22 protein-coding genes are annotated in these 18,643 nt (G+C 46.3%); 6 read left to right on the top strand and 16 right to left on the bottom strand.

Features of this window, described 5'->3' with window-relative positions; all coding sequences use genetic code 11:
- Positions 1-89 precede the first annotated feature (89 nt).
- From SPIRS_RS03630 to SPIRS_RS03570, 13 genes are all read right to left on the bottom strand, one after another.
- Positions 90-869 carry an outer membrane lipoprotein-sorting protein gene (locus SPIRS_RS03630; protein ID WP_245537692.1) on the bottom strand — a complete coding sequence of 260 codons (780 nt, stop codon included), beginning with the start codon at positions 867-869 and terminating at the stop codon, positions 90-92.
- Positions 866-2,173, bottom strand: coding sequence for an ABC transporter permease (locus SPIRS_RS03625; protein ID WP_013253315.1), 1,308 nt, complete (start codon positions 2,171-2,173; stop codon positions 866-868). Before SPIRS_RS03625 ends, SPIRS_RS03630 begins: the two co-directional genes overlap by 4 nt.
- A 1-nt stretch (position 2,174) precedes the next feature.
- Positions 2,175-3,620 carry an ABC transporter permease gene (locus tag SPIRS_RS03620; RefSeq protein ID WP_013253314.1) on the bottom strand — a complete coding sequence of 482 codons (1,446 nt, stop codon included), beginning with the start codon at positions 3,618-3,620 and terminating at the stop codon, positions 2,175-2,177.
- Positions 3,621-3,623: 3 nt separating this feature from the next.
- A complete protein-coding gene (locus tag SPIRS_RS03615; RefSeq protein ID WP_013253313.1) occupies positions 3,624-4,316 on the bottom strand; it encodes an ABC transporter ATP-binding protein in 693 nt (230 codons plus the stop codon).
- Positions 4,313-5,077 (bottom strand): glycosyltransferase family 2 protein, encoded by a 765-nt coding sequence (locus SPIRS_RS03610; RefSeq protein ID WP_013253312.1) that lies wholly within the window; start codon positions 5,075-5,077, stop codon positions 4,313-4,315. Before SPIRS_RS03610 ends, SPIRS_RS03615 begins: the two co-directional genes overlap by 4 nt.
- Positions 5,077-6,357 (bottom strand): hypothetical protein, encoded by a 1,281-nt coding sequence (locus SPIRS_RS03605; RefSeq protein ID WP_013253311.1) that lies wholly within the window; start codon positions 6,355-6,357, stop codon positions 5,077-5,079. The genes SPIRS_RS03610 and SPIRS_RS03605 overlap by 1 nt, the downstream gene beginning before the upstream one ends.
- A gap of 8 nt (positions 6,358-6,365) precedes the next feature.
- The gene (locus tag SPIRS_RS03600) at positions 6,366-7,403 is read right to left on the bottom strand and encodes a glycosyltransferase family 2 protein (protein ID WP_013253310.1); all 1,038 of its coding nucleotides are present in this window, start codon (positions 7,401-7,403) and stop codon (positions 6,366-6,368) included.
- A complete protein-coding gene (locus SPIRS_RS03595; RefSeq protein ID WP_013253309.1) occupies positions 7,400-8,452 on the bottom strand; it encodes an acyltransferase in 1,053 nt (350 codons plus the stop codon). Before SPIRS_RS03595 ends, SPIRS_RS03600 begins: the two co-directional genes overlap by 4 nt.
- Positions 8,453-8,803: 351 nt before the next feature.
- Positions 8,804-9,793 (bottom strand): sugar phosphate isomerase/epimerase family protein, encoded by a 990-nt coding sequence (locus SPIRS_RS03590; RefSeq protein ID WP_013253308.1) that lies wholly within the window; start codon positions 9,791-9,793, stop codon positions 8,804-8,806.
- 12 nt (positions 9,794-9,805) lie between these two features.
- On the bottom strand, positions 9,806-10,879 hold the full coding sequence (locus SPIRS_RS03585; RefSeq protein ID WP_013253307.1) for a Gfo/Idh/MocA family protein: 1,074 nt from the start codon (positions 10,877-10,879) through the stop codon (positions 9,806-9,808).
- Between the two features lie 10 nt (positions 10,880-10,889).
- Positions 10,890-11,867: an ABC transporter permease gene (locus SPIRS_RS03580; RefSeq protein WP_013253306.1), complete on the bottom strand. Its 978-nt coding sequence runs from the start codon at positions 11,865-11,867 to the stop codon at positions 10,890-10,892.
- A complete protein-coding gene (locus tag SPIRS_RS03575; protein ID WP_013253305.1) occupies positions 11,864-13,366 on the bottom strand; it encodes a sugar ABC transporter ATP-binding protein in 1,503 nt (500 codons plus the stop codon). The genes SPIRS_RS03580 and SPIRS_RS03575 overlap by 4 nt, the downstream gene beginning before the upstream one ends.
- A gap of 88 nt (positions 13,367-13,454) precedes the next feature.
- Positions 13,455-14,462 carry a substrate-binding domain-containing protein gene (locus tag SPIRS_RS03570; RefSeq protein ID WP_013253304.1) on the bottom strand — a complete coding sequence of 336 codons (1,008 nt, stop codon included), beginning with the start codon at positions 14,460-14,462 and terminating at the stop codon, positions 13,455-13,457.
- Positions 14,463-14,696: 234 nt separating this feature from the next.
- Between SPIRS_RS03570 and SPIRS_RS03565 the strand changes: the two genes are divergently transcribed.
- From SPIRS_RS03565 to SPIRS_RS03550, 4 genes are all read left to right on the top strand, one after another.
- Positions 14,697-15,707 carry a LacI family DNA-binding transcriptional regulator gene (locus SPIRS_RS03565; RefSeq protein ID WP_013253303.1) on the top strand — a complete coding sequence of 337 codons (1,011 nt, stop codon included), beginning with the start codon at positions 14,697-14,699 and terminating at the stop codon, positions 15,705-15,707.
- A gap of 57 nt (positions 15,708-15,764) precedes the next feature.
- On the top strand, positions 15,765-16,013 hold the full coding sequence (locus SPIRS_RS03560; RefSeq protein ID WP_013253302.1) for an AbrB/MazE/SpoVT family DNA-binding domain-containing protein: 249 nt from the start codon (positions 15,765-15,767) through the stop codon (positions 16,011-16,013).
- A complete protein-coding gene (locus SPIRS_RS03555) occupies positions 16,001-16,330 on the top strand; it encodes a type II toxin-antitoxin system PemK/MazF family toxin (RefSeq protein ID WP_013253301.1) in 330 nt (109 codons plus the stop codon). The genes SPIRS_RS03560 and SPIRS_RS03555 overlap by 13 nt, the downstream gene beginning before the upstream one ends.
- Positions 16,331-16,508: 178 nt before the next feature.
- Positions 16,509-16,931 carry a type II toxin-antitoxin system VapC family toxin gene (locus tag SPIRS_RS03550; RefSeq protein WP_013253300.1) on the top strand — a complete coding sequence of 141 codons (423 nt, stop codon included), beginning with the start codon at positions 16,509-16,511 and terminating at the stop codon, positions 16,929-16,931.
- A 196-nt stretch (positions 16,932-17,127) separates the two neighbouring features.
- Here the strand turns inward: SPIRS_RS03550 and SPIRS_RS22080 are convergent, their stop codons facing one another.
- From SPIRS_RS22080 to SPIRS_RS03535, 3 genes are all read right to left on the bottom strand, one after another.
- The gene (locus tag SPIRS_RS22080) at positions 17,128-17,340 is read right to left on the bottom strand and encodes a PIN domain-containing protein (RefSeq protein ID WP_049784582.1); all 213 of its coding nucleotides are present in this window, start codon (positions 17,338-17,340) and stop codon (positions 17,128-17,130) included.
- On the bottom strand, positions 17,337-17,579 hold the full coding sequence (locus tag SPIRS_RS03540; RefSeq protein ID WP_013253299.1) for a hypothetical protein: 243 nt from the start codon (positions 17,577-17,579) through the stop codon (positions 17,337-17,339). The genes SPIRS_RS22080 and SPIRS_RS03540 overlap by 4 nt, the downstream gene beginning before the upstream one ends.
- A gap of 174 nt (positions 17,580-17,753) precedes the next feature.
- Positions 17,754-18,062, bottom strand: a complete 309-nt coding sequence (locus tag SPIRS_RS03535; protein ID WP_013253298.1) for a nucleotidyltransferase family protein — start codon at positions 18,060-18,062, stop codon at positions 17,754-17,756.
- 56 nt (positions 18,063-18,118) lie between these two features.
- Between SPIRS_RS03535 and SPIRS_RS22860 the strand changes: the two genes are divergently transcribed.
- Together SPIRS_RS22860 and SPIRS_RS03525 are read left to right on the top strand one after the other, a co-directional pair.
- Positions 18,119-18,322 carry a PIN domain-containing protein gene (locus SPIRS_RS22860; protein WP_407635910.1) on the top strand — a complete coding sequence of 68 codons (204 nt, stop codon included), beginning with the start codon at positions 18,119-18,121 and terminating at the stop codon, positions 18,320-18,322.
- A 42-nt stretch (positions 18,323-18,364) separates the two neighbouring features.
- Complete coding sequence (locus SPIRS_RS03525) at positions 18,365-18,643, top strand: type II toxin-antitoxin system Phd/YefM family antitoxin (RefSeq protein ID WP_013253297.1); 279 nt, start codon at positions 18,365-18,367, stop codon at positions 18,641-18,643.

The following is an 18,643-nucleotide window of genomic DNA, read 5'->3' as shown; positions in this document are numbered from 1 at the left end:
AAAACCCCGTCCACCCCGGGGCCTGAAATTCCGCAAGGTAAATCGTCAAAGGCACACGAAGTTCAGAATGTCCTCCTGATCAGCACCCATCATTCACGCGACATGCGCTCGAGAAAATTCTTCGAATAAATGGAATTGGGCTGCTCTTTGAGTGTCGGCTGGGTAATAGTAATCTGTGTTTTCTCATTGACAAAGGAGCCGTTTACCATCGCCCCCTCGAGATTCTCGACGATAAGCATGTAGCCGGGGATGTGTTTTGTTCCGAGGCTTTGGTAGGAGGGAATGGCGGTAGTTCGAAGCAGCGTACCCGATAGGCTGTAATCCTCGGTTTTGCGCACAAGCCCGTCGTCGCTGATCCATATGTTCATGATGGGATAGGTTACCTGATCGTTGGTAGCCTCCAGGCGCAAGAGCCAGCAATCGAAGCGCCCAAGCTTGGTCCGCTCTCCGCGAAGGGCACGGTAATCTTCGGCAAGGGTCGAACGGGTAAAATCGGAATTCCGGGCATTGCTGTTTTGAAAGCGGCTTTTCGAACTGGTCGAGTTGAATTTGCGGCTGTCGGGATCATAGAACCAGAGGGTATCCCCCTGTTTCAGATAGCCCTGGCCCCGGTTGATCTCAGGCTCGGAGATCAGGATCACATATTTCTCCTCCGCGTCACGCCTGAAGATAACGCATTCGGTGGTATCGCGCCCCTCACCAGGAACATCACGAACGATGGTATATCGGGCCGAAAAATCACTCTCGGGAAAGGATACGAGGGAATCGGCCTTTTTCAGCAAGGCTTGATAATCGACGGCAAAGAGGGGGAAGGCAGCGGAGACGGCCGCCATAGTAAAAATCAAAAGAAACATATATCTGCGCATCATTCACCTCCGGCAAGGACTTGGGCAAGATCGGCCCGAAGACTCTTCAGCGCCGGTCCCAACAGGGCAAGCACCACGGCGGAAAGCACAATCCCGACATTGGCAGCAATGGTGGCAGGAGAGAATTCGGCGCTGAGCCTGCCGTTTCGCAAAAAGATCTCAAAGCCGGGTATGGCATCATAGGAAAAACGGGAAAGAATGAACAGTATGACATGAGAAAAGAGGAAGCCGCAGAGGGTACTTAATAGGGTAAGAATGGCCCCTTCGAAGAAAAGAACGGCAAAGAGACTCCCCTCCCCTAAGCCCATCGCCTGCATGGTTGCAAACTCCATTCGCCGTTCATGTAAGATAAGGCGATAGGTAAGCACGCTGCTGGTAAACACGATCAGGAGCATCATGGCAAAGAGGATGTACGAGCCGCCCTGCAGAGCAAACAGCAGCTCTGTCACCTGGGAGACATAGACCGGCAGGGATAGGACAAAATAGCGAACCCCATCCCAGCTCCGGCTCAGCTGATAGGAAAAATCATCCCGGTCCGCCATGTAGGGGGCCGACTGCAACAGGCTTGAGATGGAGTTATGCAGCCGTGCGGCCTTCTCATCAATCCCCTTCAAATCGGAAAAAAGGAGACCGGCGGAGGAGTATTCGTCAGAATCCATTCCCAAAAGCGCGTTAAGGGCCCGCCGGTCCATGAAGCTTCGGTAATAGCCGAAAAGCGAGGCATCGCTGATAATGCCCGCGATTCGAAGATCGGCGCTGTTTTTTTGTCCGGTCAACGTATCGACCTGAAGCAGCACCGTATCACCGATCTTTGCCCCAAGCAGCTTGGCAACGGGTGCGGAAATGATGATGGTATCACCACCATCAAGATTGACCTCCTCATCCTCACCGCGGCTCATATCCACCGCATCGAAAAGCGATGCTTCGGCATCCCAGTCGACACCAAAGACATTTTTCTGCCTAACCGCTTTCCCATTGAAATAAAGGGCGGCTGTCTCAAAGCAGTTGGTGCGGTAAAGAACGGCTTGGGGATTTAGCTGAGATATAGCAATTGCCTCATCCACCGCCTTACCATCTTTCACGTGGATCATTATTTCGGGGGAGCGATCGAAGCCAAGGACAAAGAGATCGCCGCCGTAGTGCAGCTGAGCGGCCTGGAAAACGGCATCGCGCATGCCTGCGGAGAGGGAGGTAATGACGGTGATAAAGGCAAAACCGAAGCTTAGGGCAATGAAGAGAAAGAGGTACTTACGAAAATGGCCGAAAAGGTAGCGGGCCGAAAGAGCGATGGCATGAAAGAATCTCACCTTAGCCCCTCCTCATGGCCACAACGGGCTCGATTTGCAGGGCTTTACGAACGGGAAAGAGAGAGGCTACAAGGCCGGACGCTACGGAGAGGAGGATGCTTACCAGGGCGGTATCAAGATGTGGTTCGAAGTGAAAGGTCGAACGACCGAGCAACGCCACAACAAGAGAATTCTCAATAGATAGGGCCCGACTGTTGACTATCCCAAAAAGCAGAGAGGCAAGAAACACCCCGATTGTTCCGGAGGCCAGAGCCACCGCGACATTCTCGCCGTAGACAAGCAGGCGGATATCACGATCCTCGGCACCGACGGCCCTCAGGGTTCCGATATCCGAAGTACGCCTGAACACGGCCACGAGAAACATGTTGGCAATGCCGATAATCCCGGCTATCATCACCAGAAAGTAGCCTCCGTTAAAAAGAGCCTGGAGCAGCAGGACCAACATGGCGGCAGGGCCGGCCGCCTGATGCCAGAGCACCGGCTCGGCCCCGAGAGCCGACAGCTGGGGGCGAAGTTGCCTGGCAATGGCCTTGGACGAGGTGCCGGCAGCGGTACGAAGAAGCATAAAATTCCAGCTTCCCTCCCCCTGCCGCTTCGCTCTGGGGGAAGATAGTTGCTTCCGCAGCTCATCGATGGAGAGCTCCCCAAGATCCCCACCTGCCGCTTCCGGTTCATCGATAAACTGCGAAGCAAAGAGATCATCAAGCTGTGTATTCGCATCAAGCAGGGAGACCGCGTCATCCGCGGGAGTAAAGTCACCGGCAACCATGACGGAGTTCAAGGCCCGGACAGTATCGGCATCGGCTATAACCACCTCGTTCAGCAGTTCGATATCACCGCGGTTGCGATAGATCCCGCATAAAGGAAGCTCAAGAATGCGAAAGCCCATCTCCCCAAGGGAGCTGAGCATCACCATATCACCAGGTGAGGGGCTGCGCCCGGTCTCCCGTTTGATCTGCTGTGCCTGCTTTTCGGAAAGAAGCAGCCCCTTTTCCTGAGAACGAAGCGTGGAGCCCTCGGTCACCTCGATCCCGGGGAAGAAGGAAAAATAGGAGGCCGGATCAACGCCAAAAATAAGGCTCTGGTAACGGCGGCCGGCAATATCCATGGCGGCGAAACCGGTGAGCTGAAAGGTGTAAGCGTCGATTTTATCATTAGCATCCAGCATATCCTGGATCTCCCGGCGGTTTTTTAACACCGGAATGGAGAAAAATTCCCCGATTGCGGGATTATTGACCCCGAAGATGCTCAGGGACTCCTCGCTCTGCGGAAAAACTGCAAGGTCGCCGGTAAAATTCTCGGTATAGCTGTTCCGCAACCCCTCTGCCGATTCCTTGAGGATGGTATTGCCGATGAAAAAAAGAAAGGTCAACATCGTAAGAAGAAGGGCGGCAAGCATATTCTTCTTCCAGTTTTTCACGAAGAATTTGATGACCAGGAAGAACATCGTCTATCGCTCGCTTCCAAGGATCTCTCGTTCGACATTGCCGTCGTGGAGAAGAATCACATGATCGGCCATGTCCCTGATCACCGGATCGTGGGTGGAAAAGAGGAAGGTGGTACCGTTATTCCGGTTGATCTCTTTCATAAGCGAAAGGATCCTCTCCCCGGTTGCCGAATCAAGGTTTGCCGTGGGTTCATCGGCAATGACGAGGGTGGGAACCGTCACCAGTGCCCTGGCAATGGCTACCCGCTGCTGCTGTCCGCCGGAGAGCTCTGCGGGTTTATGGTCCTCCCTGCCGTCGAGCCCTACCCTCCTAATTACCTCGCTTACCTTCTTCCGCCGCTGAGAAGAAGAAAGGGGAGAGCGGGCGATGATAAGAGGCAATTCGACATTTTCAAAAACCGATAGGACCGATATGAGGTTGAAGGATTGAAAGATGAAGCCGAGATGCTCCCGCCGGAATCGGGTACGCTCACGGCGGGAAAGATCATCCATCGGGACACCTTCGATCATGAGCCGTCCGGAGGAAGGTCGGTCGAGAAGACCGATGATATTCATCATGGTGGTCTTCCCCGATCCCGAGGGGCCGGCGACGGCGACAAAATCACCCTTCTTGATCTTGATCGAAATTCCTCTGAGAGCCGCCACTTCTGAACTGCCCCGCTGATAGCCTTTGGTAATAGCGTCGAGTGTGATCATAACAGGTACTTGGCAAATCCTTTTACTGCATAAACACAGAATTTTTCCATCGAGGAGAAAATCGAAAAACCGTAGGTCCTTCGATAGAGCTGCCACTGAAGCCCCGCCGATTTCCACTTGTTCCCGGTAAGAGATTCCGAAAAGACCCGAAAACGAACCAGATCACGCTTCAGGCCGTAGACAAAACCGTGGGCTTTCACAATGCTCAGAAAAAAGTGGTAGTCGTCCCGCCCCACCGGTGCCTGGTGGGACTGCCTGATATCGCCGGTAATGGAACGATCGAACATGGCAGAAGAGGCACAAATGTGATCGGAATGCAGCAGCCGTCGATAAGAGCCGTATTCGGGAATCGGAATGGTGATACCGGTGGTAAGGGAGCCTTCCCGGGTAATCTTCTTATATCCGGTGCAGGACAAAGGCGCCCCGCTTCTTTTCATGGCGGCGACCTGAAGCTCCAGCTTTTCGGGAAGCCATAGATCGTCCGCATCGATGAAGGCGATAAAACGGCCTCTGGCAGCCTCAAAACCAGCATTGCGGGCCGCGATGGGCCCTTTGTTGGCAGGAAGTTTGATGATCTTCACCTTTTCGTTATCACCGACGGCCTTCTGCAAGCTAGCAACAGAGTCGTCCCCGGACCCATCATCCACCACGATCCATTCATATGCTTCGTAGCTTTGGGCAAGGACAGACCGCGCCGTTGCCGCAATGAATTCCTCCGCATTGTAGAGGGGGGTGATAATCGACACCAGATCATCTTCCATTACCAGTTCCTTTTGACCGTCCCGGAAAGTCGGACGGCAAGCACGAGAAAAGCCCGCCGGTCGTTCGCATCGGGATTATCAACATAATATCCACCCGTCTTTGGCCCGAAGACCAGAGGAGCGGCAACGTAGCATTGTAGCTCAGGGTAAAGCTTTATGCGAGCCCCGGGGATAAGCAGCATGGAATCGGTATATTGGTTGTACCGCCCCTGGAGGAACAAACTTGTCGAAGGCGAGGCCTTAAACCCGAGGTTGAGGGCATAATTGTGGCCGTAATAGAGGGGATAGGTAACATCGACAAGCTCCAGCTCACTCTCCTCCCCGTTGAAAAAGTATTCCCCCTGGAGCTGGAGACGTTCGTCGAAAAAATCGATATACAAGCCGATATTGGCGGAAAGGTCGTCGACGTTGTCGATCTTCTCCTTCCCGGCGATGAGAGCCGTCGTCTTTTCGCCATCCGTGGCATGGGCCCACAGCCCCTCCTGGTAGAGCTCTATCCGATCAAAGAGGGTGGTTTTCAGCGAGTAGAAGGCGCGGTTATGCATTTCACCATGGTAAAAATCACCCACTGTGAGGTCAAAAAGCCTGTTTGCGATGTTGATCTTCCCTCCAAAACCGACCTCAGATGTTTGAGGGTGCTCCGGGTCGTCGAGGAAGCCATTTCGTGTCAGGGCAAGAAGTTCCACGCCGCCGGTTCCCAGGGGGTAGTCGACTTTCAGACTAAAGGAGCGTTCGGAGAAATCGTCCCGGCTGTCGTTGAAATCATCAGAGAGGCGGGCAGGAAGGTTGGTAAAGGGAAAGATGGAGGAAATTCCCCAGGAGATCTTTTGGATACCGAAACGCATGAAAAGAAGATTTCCAAGGGTGTAATCGCCGAAGAGCTCGGGAATATCAAACAGGTAATCCGGATGTTCGATCCTGTAGGATTGGAAGACGCGAAAACGGGAGTTTATTCTGGTATCGAGGGAGACGGTGGCACCGGCGTCGTAGATAACCAGGTCGCTAAAATCATCGAACGCAAGTTCGGGCGAATAACCAAAGGAAAAGTTGTACTGGCCCTTAAAGAAAAAGCGATCGTCATCGAGAAGAGTACTCAGCACATCATTGCTTTCCGCAGCCTCAGGAGGCGCTTGGGCTTCCTGCTCTGTGGTATCCTGCTCTTCGCTTTCCGCAGGCAGCTCGAAAAGGTCATCAATGTTTACACCGTTATGATCATCGTCCGCAGCAAGAGGAAAGAAGGCGAAGCACAGAAGAATCACAACGAGAAATAGCGTTCGCATACCTACCCCTAACCCATGATTTTTTTATATACATCCACCCCTTTCTTGCGAAGGGTAATATAGATACTAAACACTTTTATCATATTTTTGTAAACAATGTAAAATGCAATCCTTTGGTCTCTTCGGAGGAATCGTTTCCGGCGCTTTTTCTCAGAGGGATGGGCATGCAGCAGGCGGTTACAATCGAGGAAAAAGGCCTTTCGTTCCTTGCGGCCAAGCCGGTCCCAGACCCAGTAGGCATTATTCAGCATCATGATAATGAAGTCTATCCCATGTTGGTCCCAGAGACCACGGGAAGTGATGAAATCGGCCATAAAACCGAAATGAGCGATGAAGGCGAGGAATTTGGTACCTCCCCCTTCCATGGATTGGCCTGTCCGAAAGAGGCGATGGTAGTAAAGGGGCTTGTCGATAAGGATAACCCGGCGGGCAGCCAGGACGGTAAAGAAGTGAAAGGGGGTGTCCTCAAAAAAAAACTCCCCTTCGGGGAAGAAGAGCTGCTGACTGAGAAGAAAATTCCGACGATAGAGCTTACGCCAGGGGACGGGCGAGAGGAGAAGAAGTGCCCTGCGGCTCTCCTCATCAAGGTCGATGGGAGCCGACAGGGCAAGGCCGCTCCAGTGATGACGGTCGTAGGCGGCAATGGGCTCACATCCCTCCGGTGCGGTATAGAAATCACAAAGGGAAAAGTCCGCCTCATTCTCCTCTGCCGCCCGGTAGAGGGTTTCAAAAAGCTCAGGCTCAACCCAGTCGTCGCCGTCGGTAAACCCCACGTAGCGGCCCCGGGCCTGGCGAATGCCGATATTCGACGGAATCCCTGTACCACCCGGGGTGTTCTCGGAAAGCGGAATACAATGGATGCGCGTATCAATTTCGGCATACCGCTCGGCAATGTCACGGCTCCCATCGGTAGATGCATCGTCTATGACGATGATCTCCAGATCCTCAAGGCTCTGTGCAAGCAGAGAGTCGAGGCAGCGCTCAAGATAGGGCGCGGTATTGTATACGGTAACGATGACTGAAACGGTGACAACAGGTAGCCTCATAAAACATATTTTCTTAAAAAATGAATTTTGTACAGTATATAACTACAGACTAAAGATAATGATGTAACTGTTATCATTAAAATTGGCATAATAATACCTACGGGATAGTAATTGGGATTAAATCTTAATAACTTATACATTATATTTATGAACAATGGATGAATAAGATATATACAAAAACACAGACGAGAAAGGTTTTCTACTATTGGTATTTGCTTTTTATACTGTTTTACCAAAAGAAAGAAACCTATCGACATACAAACTATTAACGGCGAACTATAATTAAAATCGTTAGAATAATCTAGCCATCTTATTATATCAAAAGCGATAAGAATATCAATAATGAGCGGTATAATGATTAGTATCAGTGGTAATATTATATTCCTGATATCCTTTTTCGAAAATAAATACCCACATAGCAAATAAAAAATATAAATTGATGAAATAGGAAATTGTATTCCAATAGCTATATTTGTTCGATGTTGGAACCATGGAACTATACTATTAAAGATAAAAAGCACAACGATGCTAATACTTAAACTTTTTTCATCTGCCATTTTCACGAAGAGTTTGATTATTGGTAATATTAAATATAAACCAATAAGCATATACAAATACCACATATGATCCCATAAGTTACCTGTTAGGATATTCATGAAAACCTGTCCTATTTGTTCTATAGCAAATATCTTTTCATCATAAAGGATTTCTAACCAGGCATATGGAATACCAAACACTAACAAAGCATAAATTATACGCGGTATATACCGCGTGAATAATTTTTTATAAGATAGCTCTTTTTCCTGATTCAATAATAATGCTCCTGTTATCATTACAAAGCAGGGCACAGACCAAGAAAAGAAGTATCTAATAATTTCACAAATCGCTACTTCAAGATCAGAAAGTCTATTAGTATAGAAATTAAGAGCAGGAGCAAAAATATGTATCATAATTACTGCAAAGGCAGAGAAAATTTTTAGTATATCTAGATATATTATTCTTATATTAGGGCTTTTTGCTAATTTATTTACCGGTTTAGTTAAAAACATTTATCATCCTTTACATGAGCCGGACTCAATTCTTTGAATGGGATTCTGCTTATCTTAATTGGATTTAAGCAGCACTGTCCAGTAATATCTTTTGATACACACATAATGGAGTATGCCCATTCAAGAAGTCTGTAAAAGAGAATAAGTGTAAACAGTCATTTAAAAATTCATCAGTGATATTCTTGTTCAACACTTTTGATAATAATATGTAGTTACTAATACCGATATAAAACTTTCAATTTTCTTCTCCATTAGACGTATCATTAATACGTGATACGTCTAATGTGTGGAGAAGTCAATCTTTTGCACAGACAAGTCCAAAGAAGCCCCTCCCGGGAAAAAGGAAGGATATCACTCGTTTTTCAAAGCACTGTCAAAAGCAATGGATGAAGGGGAGAAATTCATTCGCTTTATATAGGCACAACTCTCTGTCGCGCCGGTTTCGCGGTCCATACCAGAATCCTCCCATTCAACAGAGAGAGGCCCCGTATACCCGGCCCGGTTAAGTTCCCTAATGATACCATCAAAATCGACATCTCCATGGCCAATGGAGACAAAATCCCATGCCCGCCTTGTATCCCCAAAGGGGAGAAAGGAGCCGAGAATGCCTGCCCGGTCGTTTTTCTGCATCTTTACGTCTTTCATATGAACATGATAGACTCGCTGCGCAAAGTCCCTGACAAATCCAACCTCATCAACGCCCTGCCACAGCAGATGGCTCGGATCATAATTCAGCCCGAGAGTCGGCCGGTATTCAAAAAGTTCGAGCAATCTTTCTGTCGTATAATAGTCGAAGGCGATCTCCGTCGGATGGACCTCCAAGGCGAATGTAACCCCGCAGGCATCAAATACATCAAAAATAGGGGTCCAGAGGTCATAGACAAGCTTAAACCCATCGTCAATCATCTGGGCCGAGGTCTGGGGATAGGAGTACCACCGGGCCCAGATCGGTGAACCGGTAAATCCATTGACAACATCAACCCCAAAGGCCTGAGCGGCACGGGCCGTGTCCTTCATCTCCTCAATGGCCCAGGCCCTGATTGCCTCGGGCTGTCCCGCCAGCCTGGAAGGGGCAAAGTTATCCAGCCGCTCATCCCAGAGGTCACAGACACACTGCCCCGTAAGATGAGCACTGATGGCCCGACATGCAAGACCGTATTTTGCCAAAGTTTGCTGTACATAAGGGATATAGCTTTCATCATGCAAAGCCTTCTGCACATCAAAATGTGCATGTGTGGCAAGCTCAAGCCCGTCATATCCCATCTTTTGGGCAAGAGCACAGAGCTCTTCAAGTCCCAGATCACCAAATTGCCCGGAGGCCAATGTTATCAGTCGTTTCATATTCGCTCCTATTTACAGGGAAATACACCGTGAGGTACGAGCCGATTCATAGATGGCATCAATGATACGCATCAACACAAGTGCTTCAGAGGGAGTGTTCAATACATCTGCTTCGCCAGTAATACCTTGTACGAAGTTCTCGGCATTTGCAATTCTCCCCATTGTTTCATCCCGTTCCGTGATGATTTCACGATTAACCTGGCGGCCGAATTCCTCGGTAAAAAGGCAATTTCTGTACATGATGGTTTCATCATATCCATCTCTGCCAAAGAGGCCTTCCACCACTCCCCCGGCCTTAGCCCCCTGAAACGTGACGGAAACCTCTTCCCGTTCGTTCATCTCGGCCCAGGAATTTCGGATCAAAAGGCACCGTCCATCCTGAAACGTAACCATAGCATGACAAGCCGTTTCAACATTCATCTTACCTGTTCCGTCGGCAACGCCCCAGGGGCCTTTAAAGTGGGGATTCCCCATAAAATCATTAAAGGTAACGGCCAAAACCTGACGGGGTTCGGGGTGCCCCATGAAGTAGAGGGCCAAATCGATCATATGCAGAAGATCGATGACCGCACCTCCCCCGGCAAGTTCCTTATCGGTAAACCACCCGCCGAATCCGGGAATACCGGCTCGCCTGATCCAGGTAGCCTGAGCCGAATTGATGCGCCCCGTTACCCCTTCCCTGATATAGGTTGCCATGGCCTGCGCCTCGGGACGGGCACGGTTATTGAATCCGAACATCAGAATCTTTTTGGCATTCTCTGCTGCATGAATCATCCCCTGCAGTTCCTTTGCATTTCTGGCAGGGGGTTTCTCACAGTATACGTGCTTTCCCTTTTCCAAGGCTTCAATTGCCAGGGATGCATGAAATTTATTGGGAGTGGCAATGGATACAGCGTCCAGTTCAGGAAAAGTCTGAAGCATCTCTTCCAGGGTCTTGCAGGTTTTTTTGATTCCGAATTCCCTGCCAAAGCTTTCCGCCTTTTCTTTATTAAAATCTGCAACCGCCAGGACAGAAGCACCTGCACGTTTGAAGCCCTTAACATGATAGGCCGCCATAGCGCCGGCTCCCACAATACCAATATTCATAGCATTACTCCTATCTTCCTTTCTTCGTGCTCTGTGCCAAAACAGCCACAATGATAATGATTCCGGTTACCAGACCGTTGAGGAACGGAGGCACATTGGCCATGATCAAAACGGTGTTTATGATTCTAAGCATGAGAACTCCCAGGAAGGTACCGATGATCTTACCTTTCCCCCCCTCCATGGAGGTTCCTCCGATGGCTACCGCGGCAATAGCATCCATTTCATACCCTGAACCGGCGCTTGCCGCCTGGATGGATGTTAAACGGCTGGCCAGTAAAAAAGCGGACAGGCCGTACAGTGTTCCGGCATAGGTGAATATAAACATCTTGATTCTGTCGACATTGATACCGGATAACCGTGCGGCCTGCTGGTTAGAGCCCACCGCATACACATAGGTCCCGAATTTTGTCTTCGACATGAGCATTGCGGTGATGAAAGAAATGATGATGAAGAAAATCATGAGATGCGGAATTCCAAAGAAACGACCGGCTGCAATATTCCGAAAGGGAGCGTACATCTGATTGTCTACCGTAAAGGGCCCACCCTGCCCCATCTGATTGATAACCGATCGCCAGGCCGACATGGTTGCCAGGGTTACGATAAACGGAGCAATTCTGCCTTTGGTTACCAAGAGGCCGTTCACTAAACCGAGAATGACTCCCGATCCTATGCAAAAGAGCAACGTCAGAACAATGCTATGCGTATTATTCAGAACCGAAACGCCGAAGCCACTGATCAAAGCGACTATCGACCCAACAGAAAGGTCTATCATCCCTGCCGAGATAACAAGGCTCATGCCCATTGCACATATACCGATTACCGCGCCCTGAACAAACAGGTTGGCGATATTGTTCCAGGCAAGAAAGGAAGGGCTGACAACAATGGCAACGATCAACAAAATAATGAAACTCAGCCAGTGACTGTAGTTTGCTGTCAGATTTTTCAGGAAATCTTTTCCCTGAATTGTGTTCAACGGTAAACCTTTCACCCGTGTGCCTCCATGTGTGTACCTGTCGAATATTCCATAATGGCAACTTCCGAAATTTCCTCTTTACTCAACTCCGCGGCCATTTCTCCCTTATAAAGAACGAAACAACGGTCCGCCAGATGATGGATTTCAGGATATTCATTGGTAAAAAACAAAATAGCCTTGCCCTGGGAAGCAAGTTCTATGACCAGCTTGTAGATAGCGTATTTTGCTCCCACATCAATACCCTGAGTCGGGTTATCCATAATATAGACATCAGCATCAATCTCCAGCCAACGGCTTACGATCACTTTCTGCTGATTTCCCCCGGAAAGCGAGGTGATCGGATTCATAGCATTGGCGACTTTGATATCCAGCCGTTTTCGGTTCTTTTCAAACCGATCGACCTCTTCCTTACGGTGAACAAACAATCCCCTGTGTTTGGCTGCAAAATAGGCAAGTGAATTGTTGTTACGAATGCTCATATCAGGTAAGATGCCCCGTTCTTTCCGGTTTCGGGGAATCATGCCTATGCCACTTTGCATGATATCTCTGATATTTTTCATCGTAAGCAATCCGTCTTTTGTCTCCACCCTGCCGGATTCCAGGGGCGTCGCACCGAATAAAGCGGTGGCCAGTTCCTCGGTACCCGACCCCTGCAGACCGGTAAATACGACGATTTCGCCTTTATGCAGGGTAAAGGAGATATCCTTGAAGCTCTTTCCACTCGCTCCCTGAACATTCAGAAACACGTCATCGGTGACATACGAGGGAAGCCCCTCCTTCAGGTGGGCCTGAACAAACCGCTTGCCGACAAGCAGTTCAGTGGCATAATGCTCATCGATATCGCGTAATATTCCCGATTGTATAAACGCTCCGTCGCGCAGTACCGTATAACGGTCACAGATACGAAACAGCTCAGGCATTTTGTGAGAAATATAAATAAACGAAACGCCTTTCTTTTTAAATGTCGTCATGATGGTGAAAAGTTTTTCAATTTCCTGGTTGTTCAGAGCCGTGGTAGGTTCATCCATAATGATCAGCTCCGAAGAAAATAAAAGGGCTCTGGCTATCTCCACCATCTGCTTTTGGGCGGTATCAAGATCTCCTACGGTTGTGGAAGCACTGATTCGCGTATCCATGGAATCAAGAACTTCCTGGGATTGCAGAAGCTCCCTTTTCTTATCGACCTTCCATGCGTGCCTGGTGTACTCCTCTCCAAGAAACATATTTTGAAACACGGTGAGATCGTTGCAGAGATTCAGTTCCTGATGAATAAATCTAATCTTCTTTTCCGCAGCTTTTCGCGGAGTCATTCCAACCACTTCCTGCCCATCGATGAAAATTTTGCCGTAATCCTGAAAGAATGTTCCGGCCAAAACATTCATTAACGTGGTCTTGCCAGCCCCATTTTCTCCTAACAGTCCATGGATTTCTCCCGGCTGGACATCGAAGGAGACATCTTTCAGCGCCTGTACCGCGCCGAAGGACTTGGATATATTTCTCATTTCCAGAATCATGAGAGGCTTTCTCCCTTTCTCTTAACAGGAAGCCTGGGGCAGGCAAGTCCCCCCCAGGCAATAAAAGACAGCACTAGTTCCTCGCGTATTAGAGGCCGTAGCGGGTTTTATAGAGATCACTTTCCATATACGTTTTGTAATTGGTCTTATCTACCATGTCGGTGGGAATCTTGTAACTCTTCTCAAGTGTTTCCCCCTGAAGGACTTTCAGACCAAGATCGACAGCATCCCGGACCATGGAGGGAGAAAAGGTATATGTCACAAAATCGATACCTTCCAGACCGGAATTCTCAAACAGGTCCATAAAACCCTCTCCGGCGGAAACACCATTGACCAGGCGAATGTTTATCTTGGCATTGCCGTGATAGTTCTTCAATGCTTCAACAATACCAAATACGATCTCATCATCATGGGTAAATATGGCCTTAACGGATTCGATTTCGTCCTTACTCTTTGTATTAAGGAAGTTTTCCATCTGTTCCATTGCAGTCTGCTGACTCCAGTTGGTAACGAAGGATTGGACAAGGTTGAAGTTTCCACTTGCGGTGGAGAGAAATCCATTGGTCCTTTCCATCGGCACAGTTGAACTGTCGCCCTTAAACTCAAGATAATTTACTTGTCCATTCGCAAGATCTTCTTTGAAATAGTCGTTGAAATAGCGGCCGGCTTTTTCTCCAATGGCAATATTGTCACCGGAAATTTCAGCATCGGGGGTTAAGCCGGTGATAAAACGGTCATAGACAATCAAAGGAACCCCGGCATCCATAACAGACTGTGCCGCACTGCGCAGTTCATCACCATTCACAGGCCAAAGGACCATGACATCGGGTTTCATTACAAGAATGGTTTCGACAGCATTACTCTGTTCTCCTGATTCTGCAGCAGTCATGAAGTGATAATCAAAACCATATTTTTGGGAAAGGGCCTTGACTTGGGCTTCACAGTGACGAATGGATTCTGCAGTGAATCCATGATCCGCACTGGGGGTCACAACCCCCATCATCTGTTTCTTTTCAGCTGTTTCCTGTGCACCGTTGGCAAAGACAAAGCTGCTTACAAGCAACAGGGCGGCAAGAATCGTCAGTGTTTTTTTCATATAACCTCCTGATGACAGGACTTTTTCGTATCCTGCCTGTTTTTCAGTATAAACCATTCTGAAAAACTGTCAAACTTTTTCGTAAAACTCTATGAAACACCCATATAATCAGGATATATCCATGTAATATTTCCATATAGATCTTTCTCTATGAAATTTTTTCATTGATTTTCAGACTTGTATTGTACTCGGACGCTATTTCAGTTTATTCTATATTCCGAAAGGGATGTAACCATGGCTAAAGAGACGAAGAAAATCACCTATTCAGAAATTGCCAGACGTTCAGGGATTTCTATTGCGACCATCTCCCGGGTAATGAATAACTCCTCAAACGTAAAGGACGAAACCAGAAAAGCCGTGATCGATGCAATGAAAGAACTCGGCTATGATACTTCGGCCCTTGAGGTACTTCCCTCAAAGAACAATAATCTGATCCTTTTCAATATTCCCTCAATGGACAATCCGTTTTACAGCCCCATCATCCAGGGAGCAAAAGCCGCAGCCCTTAGAAACGGCTACAATATGCTGCTTAATGCTGATCCGATCGACGAGCCTTCGATAAATGACTTTCTTTCTCTTCTAAAAAAAACCGATGCGGCAGGGGTCATCGCTACGAACTGCATGCCCCGTTCCGCCCTGCTTAAACTAAACAACACCATTCCTTTGGTTCAATGCTGTGAATGTATTCCATCCCTTGATATCCCCTTTGTTACGATCGATGATGTAACTGCCGCCAAAAATGCTGTGGAATACCTCATTTCTCTTGGAAGAAAACGTATTGCTTTTATCAATGGTCCCCTTCAGTATAAATACGCTCAGGACCGCCTAAAAGGATATCTGGCGGCCCTTGATGAAGCAAACTTCGAACGGGATTCCAGCCTTATTCTTCAATTACAGGAAATTAGTTATGACATGGCTGTCTCTGCAGCTTTCCAGTTGCTCAACACCTCGAACCGTCCCGATGCCTTTTTTACCAGCAGCGACGTCTATGCCGCGGCCGTGATCAATGCAGGGAGGAAATCCGGTCTGTCGGTCCCTCAGGACATTGCCGTGGTTGGTTTTGATAATATCGACCTTTCCTTCATGTGCACTCCCTCCATCACCACGGTTAATCAGCCTAAATTCCAACTGGGATTTCACAGTTGCGAAATGCTGATAAAACGGATATGCAACGAGCAGCTTCCTATCAGTAGCATGTATTTGAATACCGAACTCATCATCAGGGAAACCACGCAAAAGGTGTGATGCAGTTGATTGACGATGCAAAGTAATTACTATATAATTACATCTTAGAGGTGTACTATGTTAGTTTCAGTTGTTCCTATAGGAAATTCAAAAGGCATACGGATTCCAAAGAGTATTTTACAACAGCTGCATATTGAGGAGAAAGTAGAGCTGGAAGTCCATAATAAAGAACTACTGATTAGACCAATTCAAAGAAAACCAAGAGAAGGTTGGTCGGAAAAGTTTATGGAGATGAACAATGAGGGAGATGATACCTTACTCATAGAGAATGTAGATGAGCAGGATGATTTTACATGGGAGTGGTAATAGCCCAATATGAAGTATATTTGATAAATTTGGCCCCTGCAGTAGGACATGAAATAAAAAAAACAAGGCCTTGTTTGATAATTTCTCCCAATGAGATGAATGAATCAATCCCGACAATCATAGTAGCCCCTATGACAACAAAATCGCATCCCTTTCCGACGCGTGTTCCCATTGTATTTGAAAAGAAAAATGGTTGGATAGTATTAGATCAGATAAGAACTGTTGATAGGAAAAGACTAATTAAGAGAATTGGTAAGATCAATAAAAAAGAAATAGTACTTGTAAAAAATATACTGCAAGAGATGTTAGTAGATTAACGTCAAAATAATATATCGGTTCTTCATGTTCATAAAAGTTAGCAATGTACACAAAATGTAATACATTTAGTAATACAAGGTAAAACGCCGTATGAATTGGGTGAAGACCTTTTTGGGCGCAATGGAAGCGATGAAAATCTATCAACCAATTACAAAATGAAACTAAAAGGCAAACTACATGAAAAGTACTCTCATTGATGCAGGCCCAATCATTGCCCTATTTAATAAAAATGATACATATCATAAAAAAATCAAAGATTTCATGAAAGAATATAAAGGCATATTATTGAGCACCTGGCCAGTAGTAACAGAAGTCTCACATATGCTTGATTTTAGTGTTCAAACACAAATAGATTTCTTAACGTGGGTCAATATAGGCGGAATTATATTAGAAGATATAGATAATAAAGACATTTCAAGAATAAGTGAATTGTCAAGAAAATATTCAGATGTTCCAATGGATGTGGCAGATGCCTCTTTAGTAGTATTATCAGAAAAAAAGAATATAAAGGAAATAATCACAATAGACTCAGACTATTATATCTATAGAACTGTAAAGAAAGAAATGATAAAGAACATTTTTCATTATACAGTTTTATAAGCTACGCTTCATCGCTAACGAATATCTATTTTTAATTCCTTTGATAAGGCTTTTAAGCGTTCATCCATTGTCAGCAATACACCATCGGTTCTTCTCGCACAAACTGCGTACAAACAATCATATACAGGATGATCATTATTGATTGCTTCTCTCAATGATTCTTTCCAAAGTTCATTTGTTGGGATAAAGGTATCAATCAGATTGATCCCATCTTCAGCCAGAGAGATCGTTTGCTCATGAGAATATTTGCAAGTTTATAGTATTTCCAAGCAACATTTGAAATTTCTGCAATGTAAAGATCAGGACTGATAACTGTTTCAGCTTCAATGAGCAGCCTTTGAAGAATAGTAGAATTGTTTCTTTTTAAGAGAATTTCTACGGCCGCAGATGGATCCAAGACAACAATCATCGATCTCGATCTTCGCGTATTACATCTACTGGATTTACATGTGTCTCGTTTGGGTACCCTTTCTCAGAGAGCTTCTCTATAACTGCTTCGCGCCGAAGTTTATTGTTATTTGGCAATCCAAGACTCTCACGCAGCAAAACAATCGTTTGCTGTGCGAGACTTCGATTTTCCTGATTTGCAACTAAATTCAGCTTGATATAGATATCTTCAGGGAGATCTCTAACCTGTAGCGTAGGCATAATTACTCCTTGCATGCAATATAGCATATTATGGCATGCAAATCAATAGAAACTTTATGCTACCCTCTATAATCTCTACTTTACAAATAAAGCGCTTCGAAATCTTATTTCTTTAACTTCGTCCAATGATAATCAGGATAATCAATCTTGGCATTCATTCTTTTATACGCTGTATTAAAGCACTAATTTTTGCGCAGTAAGTAAATCGATTCCGACATCATCATTTATTCCTCGCAACAATCGACGAACTCGCATCTTAGTTTCTAACCAGTCATCATCTGTTTCAGGAAGGTAATTTTCATCTAATACAACGAGTAAATCAATATCACTATCTTCAGTTTGCTTGTTCATGGCATAAGACCCGAATAGCAGGACTTTTTTGAGGTTCAATGTCGAAAGATCTTCCATGATTTTTTCTGCATAGATCTCTCTTACAATCATGACATTATTGTATTTGATGAATAATCTTTTGTCGAGTCGCATGGTATCATTGCTGCCGTACTACCACTCAGGGATAAAAACTCTGGAAAATAAAGCGTGTGGATTATGAGAAAGCTGCAGAATTCTCAAATATCTGCCGGAAAAATGGGATTCAAGGATCCCATATTGATTTTCTGATATGTGCGGTAGCATGTAGAAATAACATGAGTATTTTTACAACAGACAAAGATCTTCAGCGATATCATGAATACATACAGTGTAGCCTGTACAAGATACGGAACGATAAAGGTGAATCTTGTTGACATATAGGTGACAATTGAGTATTCCTGCATCAGGAGAATGCTATGAAATTTATTACCGTAAGAGATTTAAGAACCTCACCTGCCCAGATTTGGAAGCAATTACCGGAAGAACAGGAAATGGTAATAACAAATAATGGAAAGCCAATAGCATTATTAACACCATTAAGTGATACAAATTTAGAAGAAACAGTGAAGGCTATCCGAAAAGCACGGGCAATTAATGCCGTGAGAGCAATACAAGAAATTTCATTAAAAAATGGAAATAGTGAGATGAGCAATGAAGAAATTGAAAAAGAAATAAAAGAATATAGAAAGAAGTAA

The organism is Sediminispirochaeta smaragdinae DSM 11293 (assembly GCF_000143985.1).
GTDB lineage: Bacteria > Spirochaetota > Spirochaetia > DSM-16054 > Sediminispirochaetaceae > Sediminispirochaeta > Sediminispirochaeta smaragdinae.
This window is presented reverse-complemented; position numbering and strand designations above follow the sequence as displayed.

What these genes read in the sequence shown, in the direction of transcription:
- SPIRS_RS03585 (WP_013253307.1), bottom strand. Translation starts at nt 10,879, where the DNA reads ATGAATATTGGTATTGTGGGAGCCGGCGCTATGGCGGCCTATCATGTT.
- SPIRS_RS03535 (WP_013253298.1), bottom strand. Translation starts at nt 18,062, where the DNA reads ATGCGACTCGACAAAAGATTATTCATCAAATACAATAATGTCATGATT.
- SPIRS_RS03600 (WP_013253310.1), bottom strand. Translation starts at nt 7,403, where the DNA reads ATGAGGCTACCTGTTGTCACCGTTTCAGTCATCGTTACCGTATACAAT.
- SPIRS_RS03560 (WP_013253302.1), top strand. Translation starts at nt 15,765, where the DNA reads ATGTTAGTTTCAGTTGTTCCTATAGGAAATTCAAAAGGCATACGGATT.
- SPIRS_RS03570 (WP_013253304.1), bottom strand. Translation starts at nt 14,462, where the DNA reads ATGAAAAAAACACTGACGATTCTTGCCGCCCTGTTGCTTGTAAGCAGC.
- SPIRS_RS22080 (WP_049784582.1), bottom strand. Translation starts at nt 17,340, where the DNA reads ATGATTGTTGTCTTGGATCCATCTGCGGCCGTAGAAATTCTCTTAAAA.
- SPIRS_RS03610 (WP_013253312.1), bottom strand. Translation starts at nt 5,077, where the DNA reads ATGGAAGATGATCTGGTGTCGATTATCACCCCCCTCTACAATGCGGAG.
- SPIRS_RS03590 (WP_013253308.1), bottom strand. Translation starts at nt 9,793, where the DNA reads ATGAAACGACTGATAACATTGGCCTCCGGGCAATTTGGTGATCTGGGA.
- SPIRS_RS03540 (WP_013253299.1), bottom strand. Translation starts at nt 17,579, where the DNA reads ATGCCTACGCTACAGGTTAGAGATCTCCCTGAAGATATCTATATCAAG.
- SPIRS_RS03620 (WP_013253314.1), bottom strand. Translation starts at nt 3,620, where the DNA reads ATGTTCTTCCTGGTCATCAAATTCTTCGTGAAAAACTGGAAGAAGAAT.
- SPIRS_RS03595 (WP_013253309.1), bottom strand. Translation starts at nt 8,452, where the DNA reads ATGTTTTTAACTAAACCGGTAAATAAATTAGCAAAAAGCCCTAATATA.
- SPIRS_RS03605 (WP_013253311.1), bottom strand. Translation starts at nt 6,357, where the DNA reads ATGCGAACGCTATTTCTCGTTGTGATTCTTCTGTGCTTCGCCTTCTTT.
- SPIRS_RS03615 (WP_013253313.1), bottom strand. Translation starts at nt 4,316, where the DNA reads ATGATCACACTCGACGCTATTACCAAAGGCTATCAGCGGGGCAGTTCA.
- SPIRS_RS03525 (WP_013253297.1), top strand. Translation starts at nt 18,365, where the DNA reads ATGAAATTTATTACCGTAAGAGATTTAAGAACCTCACCTGCCCAGATT.
- SPIRS_RS03575 (WP_013253305.1), bottom strand. Translation starts at nt 13,366, where the DNA reads ATGATTCTGGAAATGAGAAATATATCCAAGTCCTTCGGCGCGGTACAG.
- SPIRS_RS03565 (WP_013253303.1), top strand. Translation starts at nt 14,697, where the DNA reads ATGGCTAAAGAGACGAAGAAAATCACCTATTCAGAAATTGCCAGACGT.
- SPIRS_RS03550 (WP_013253300.1), top strand. Translation starts at nt 16,509, where the DNA reads ATGAAAAGTACTCTCATTGATGCAGGCCCAATCATTGCCCTATTTAAT.
- SPIRS_RS03555 (WP_013253301.1), top strand. Translation starts at nt 16,001, where the DNA reads ATGGGAGTGGTAATAGCCCAATATGAAGTATATTTGATAAATTTGGCC.
- SPIRS_RS03630 (WP_245537692.1), bottom strand. Translation starts at nt 869, where the DNA reads ATGATGCGCAGATATATGTTTCTTTTGATTTTTACTATGGCGGCCGTC.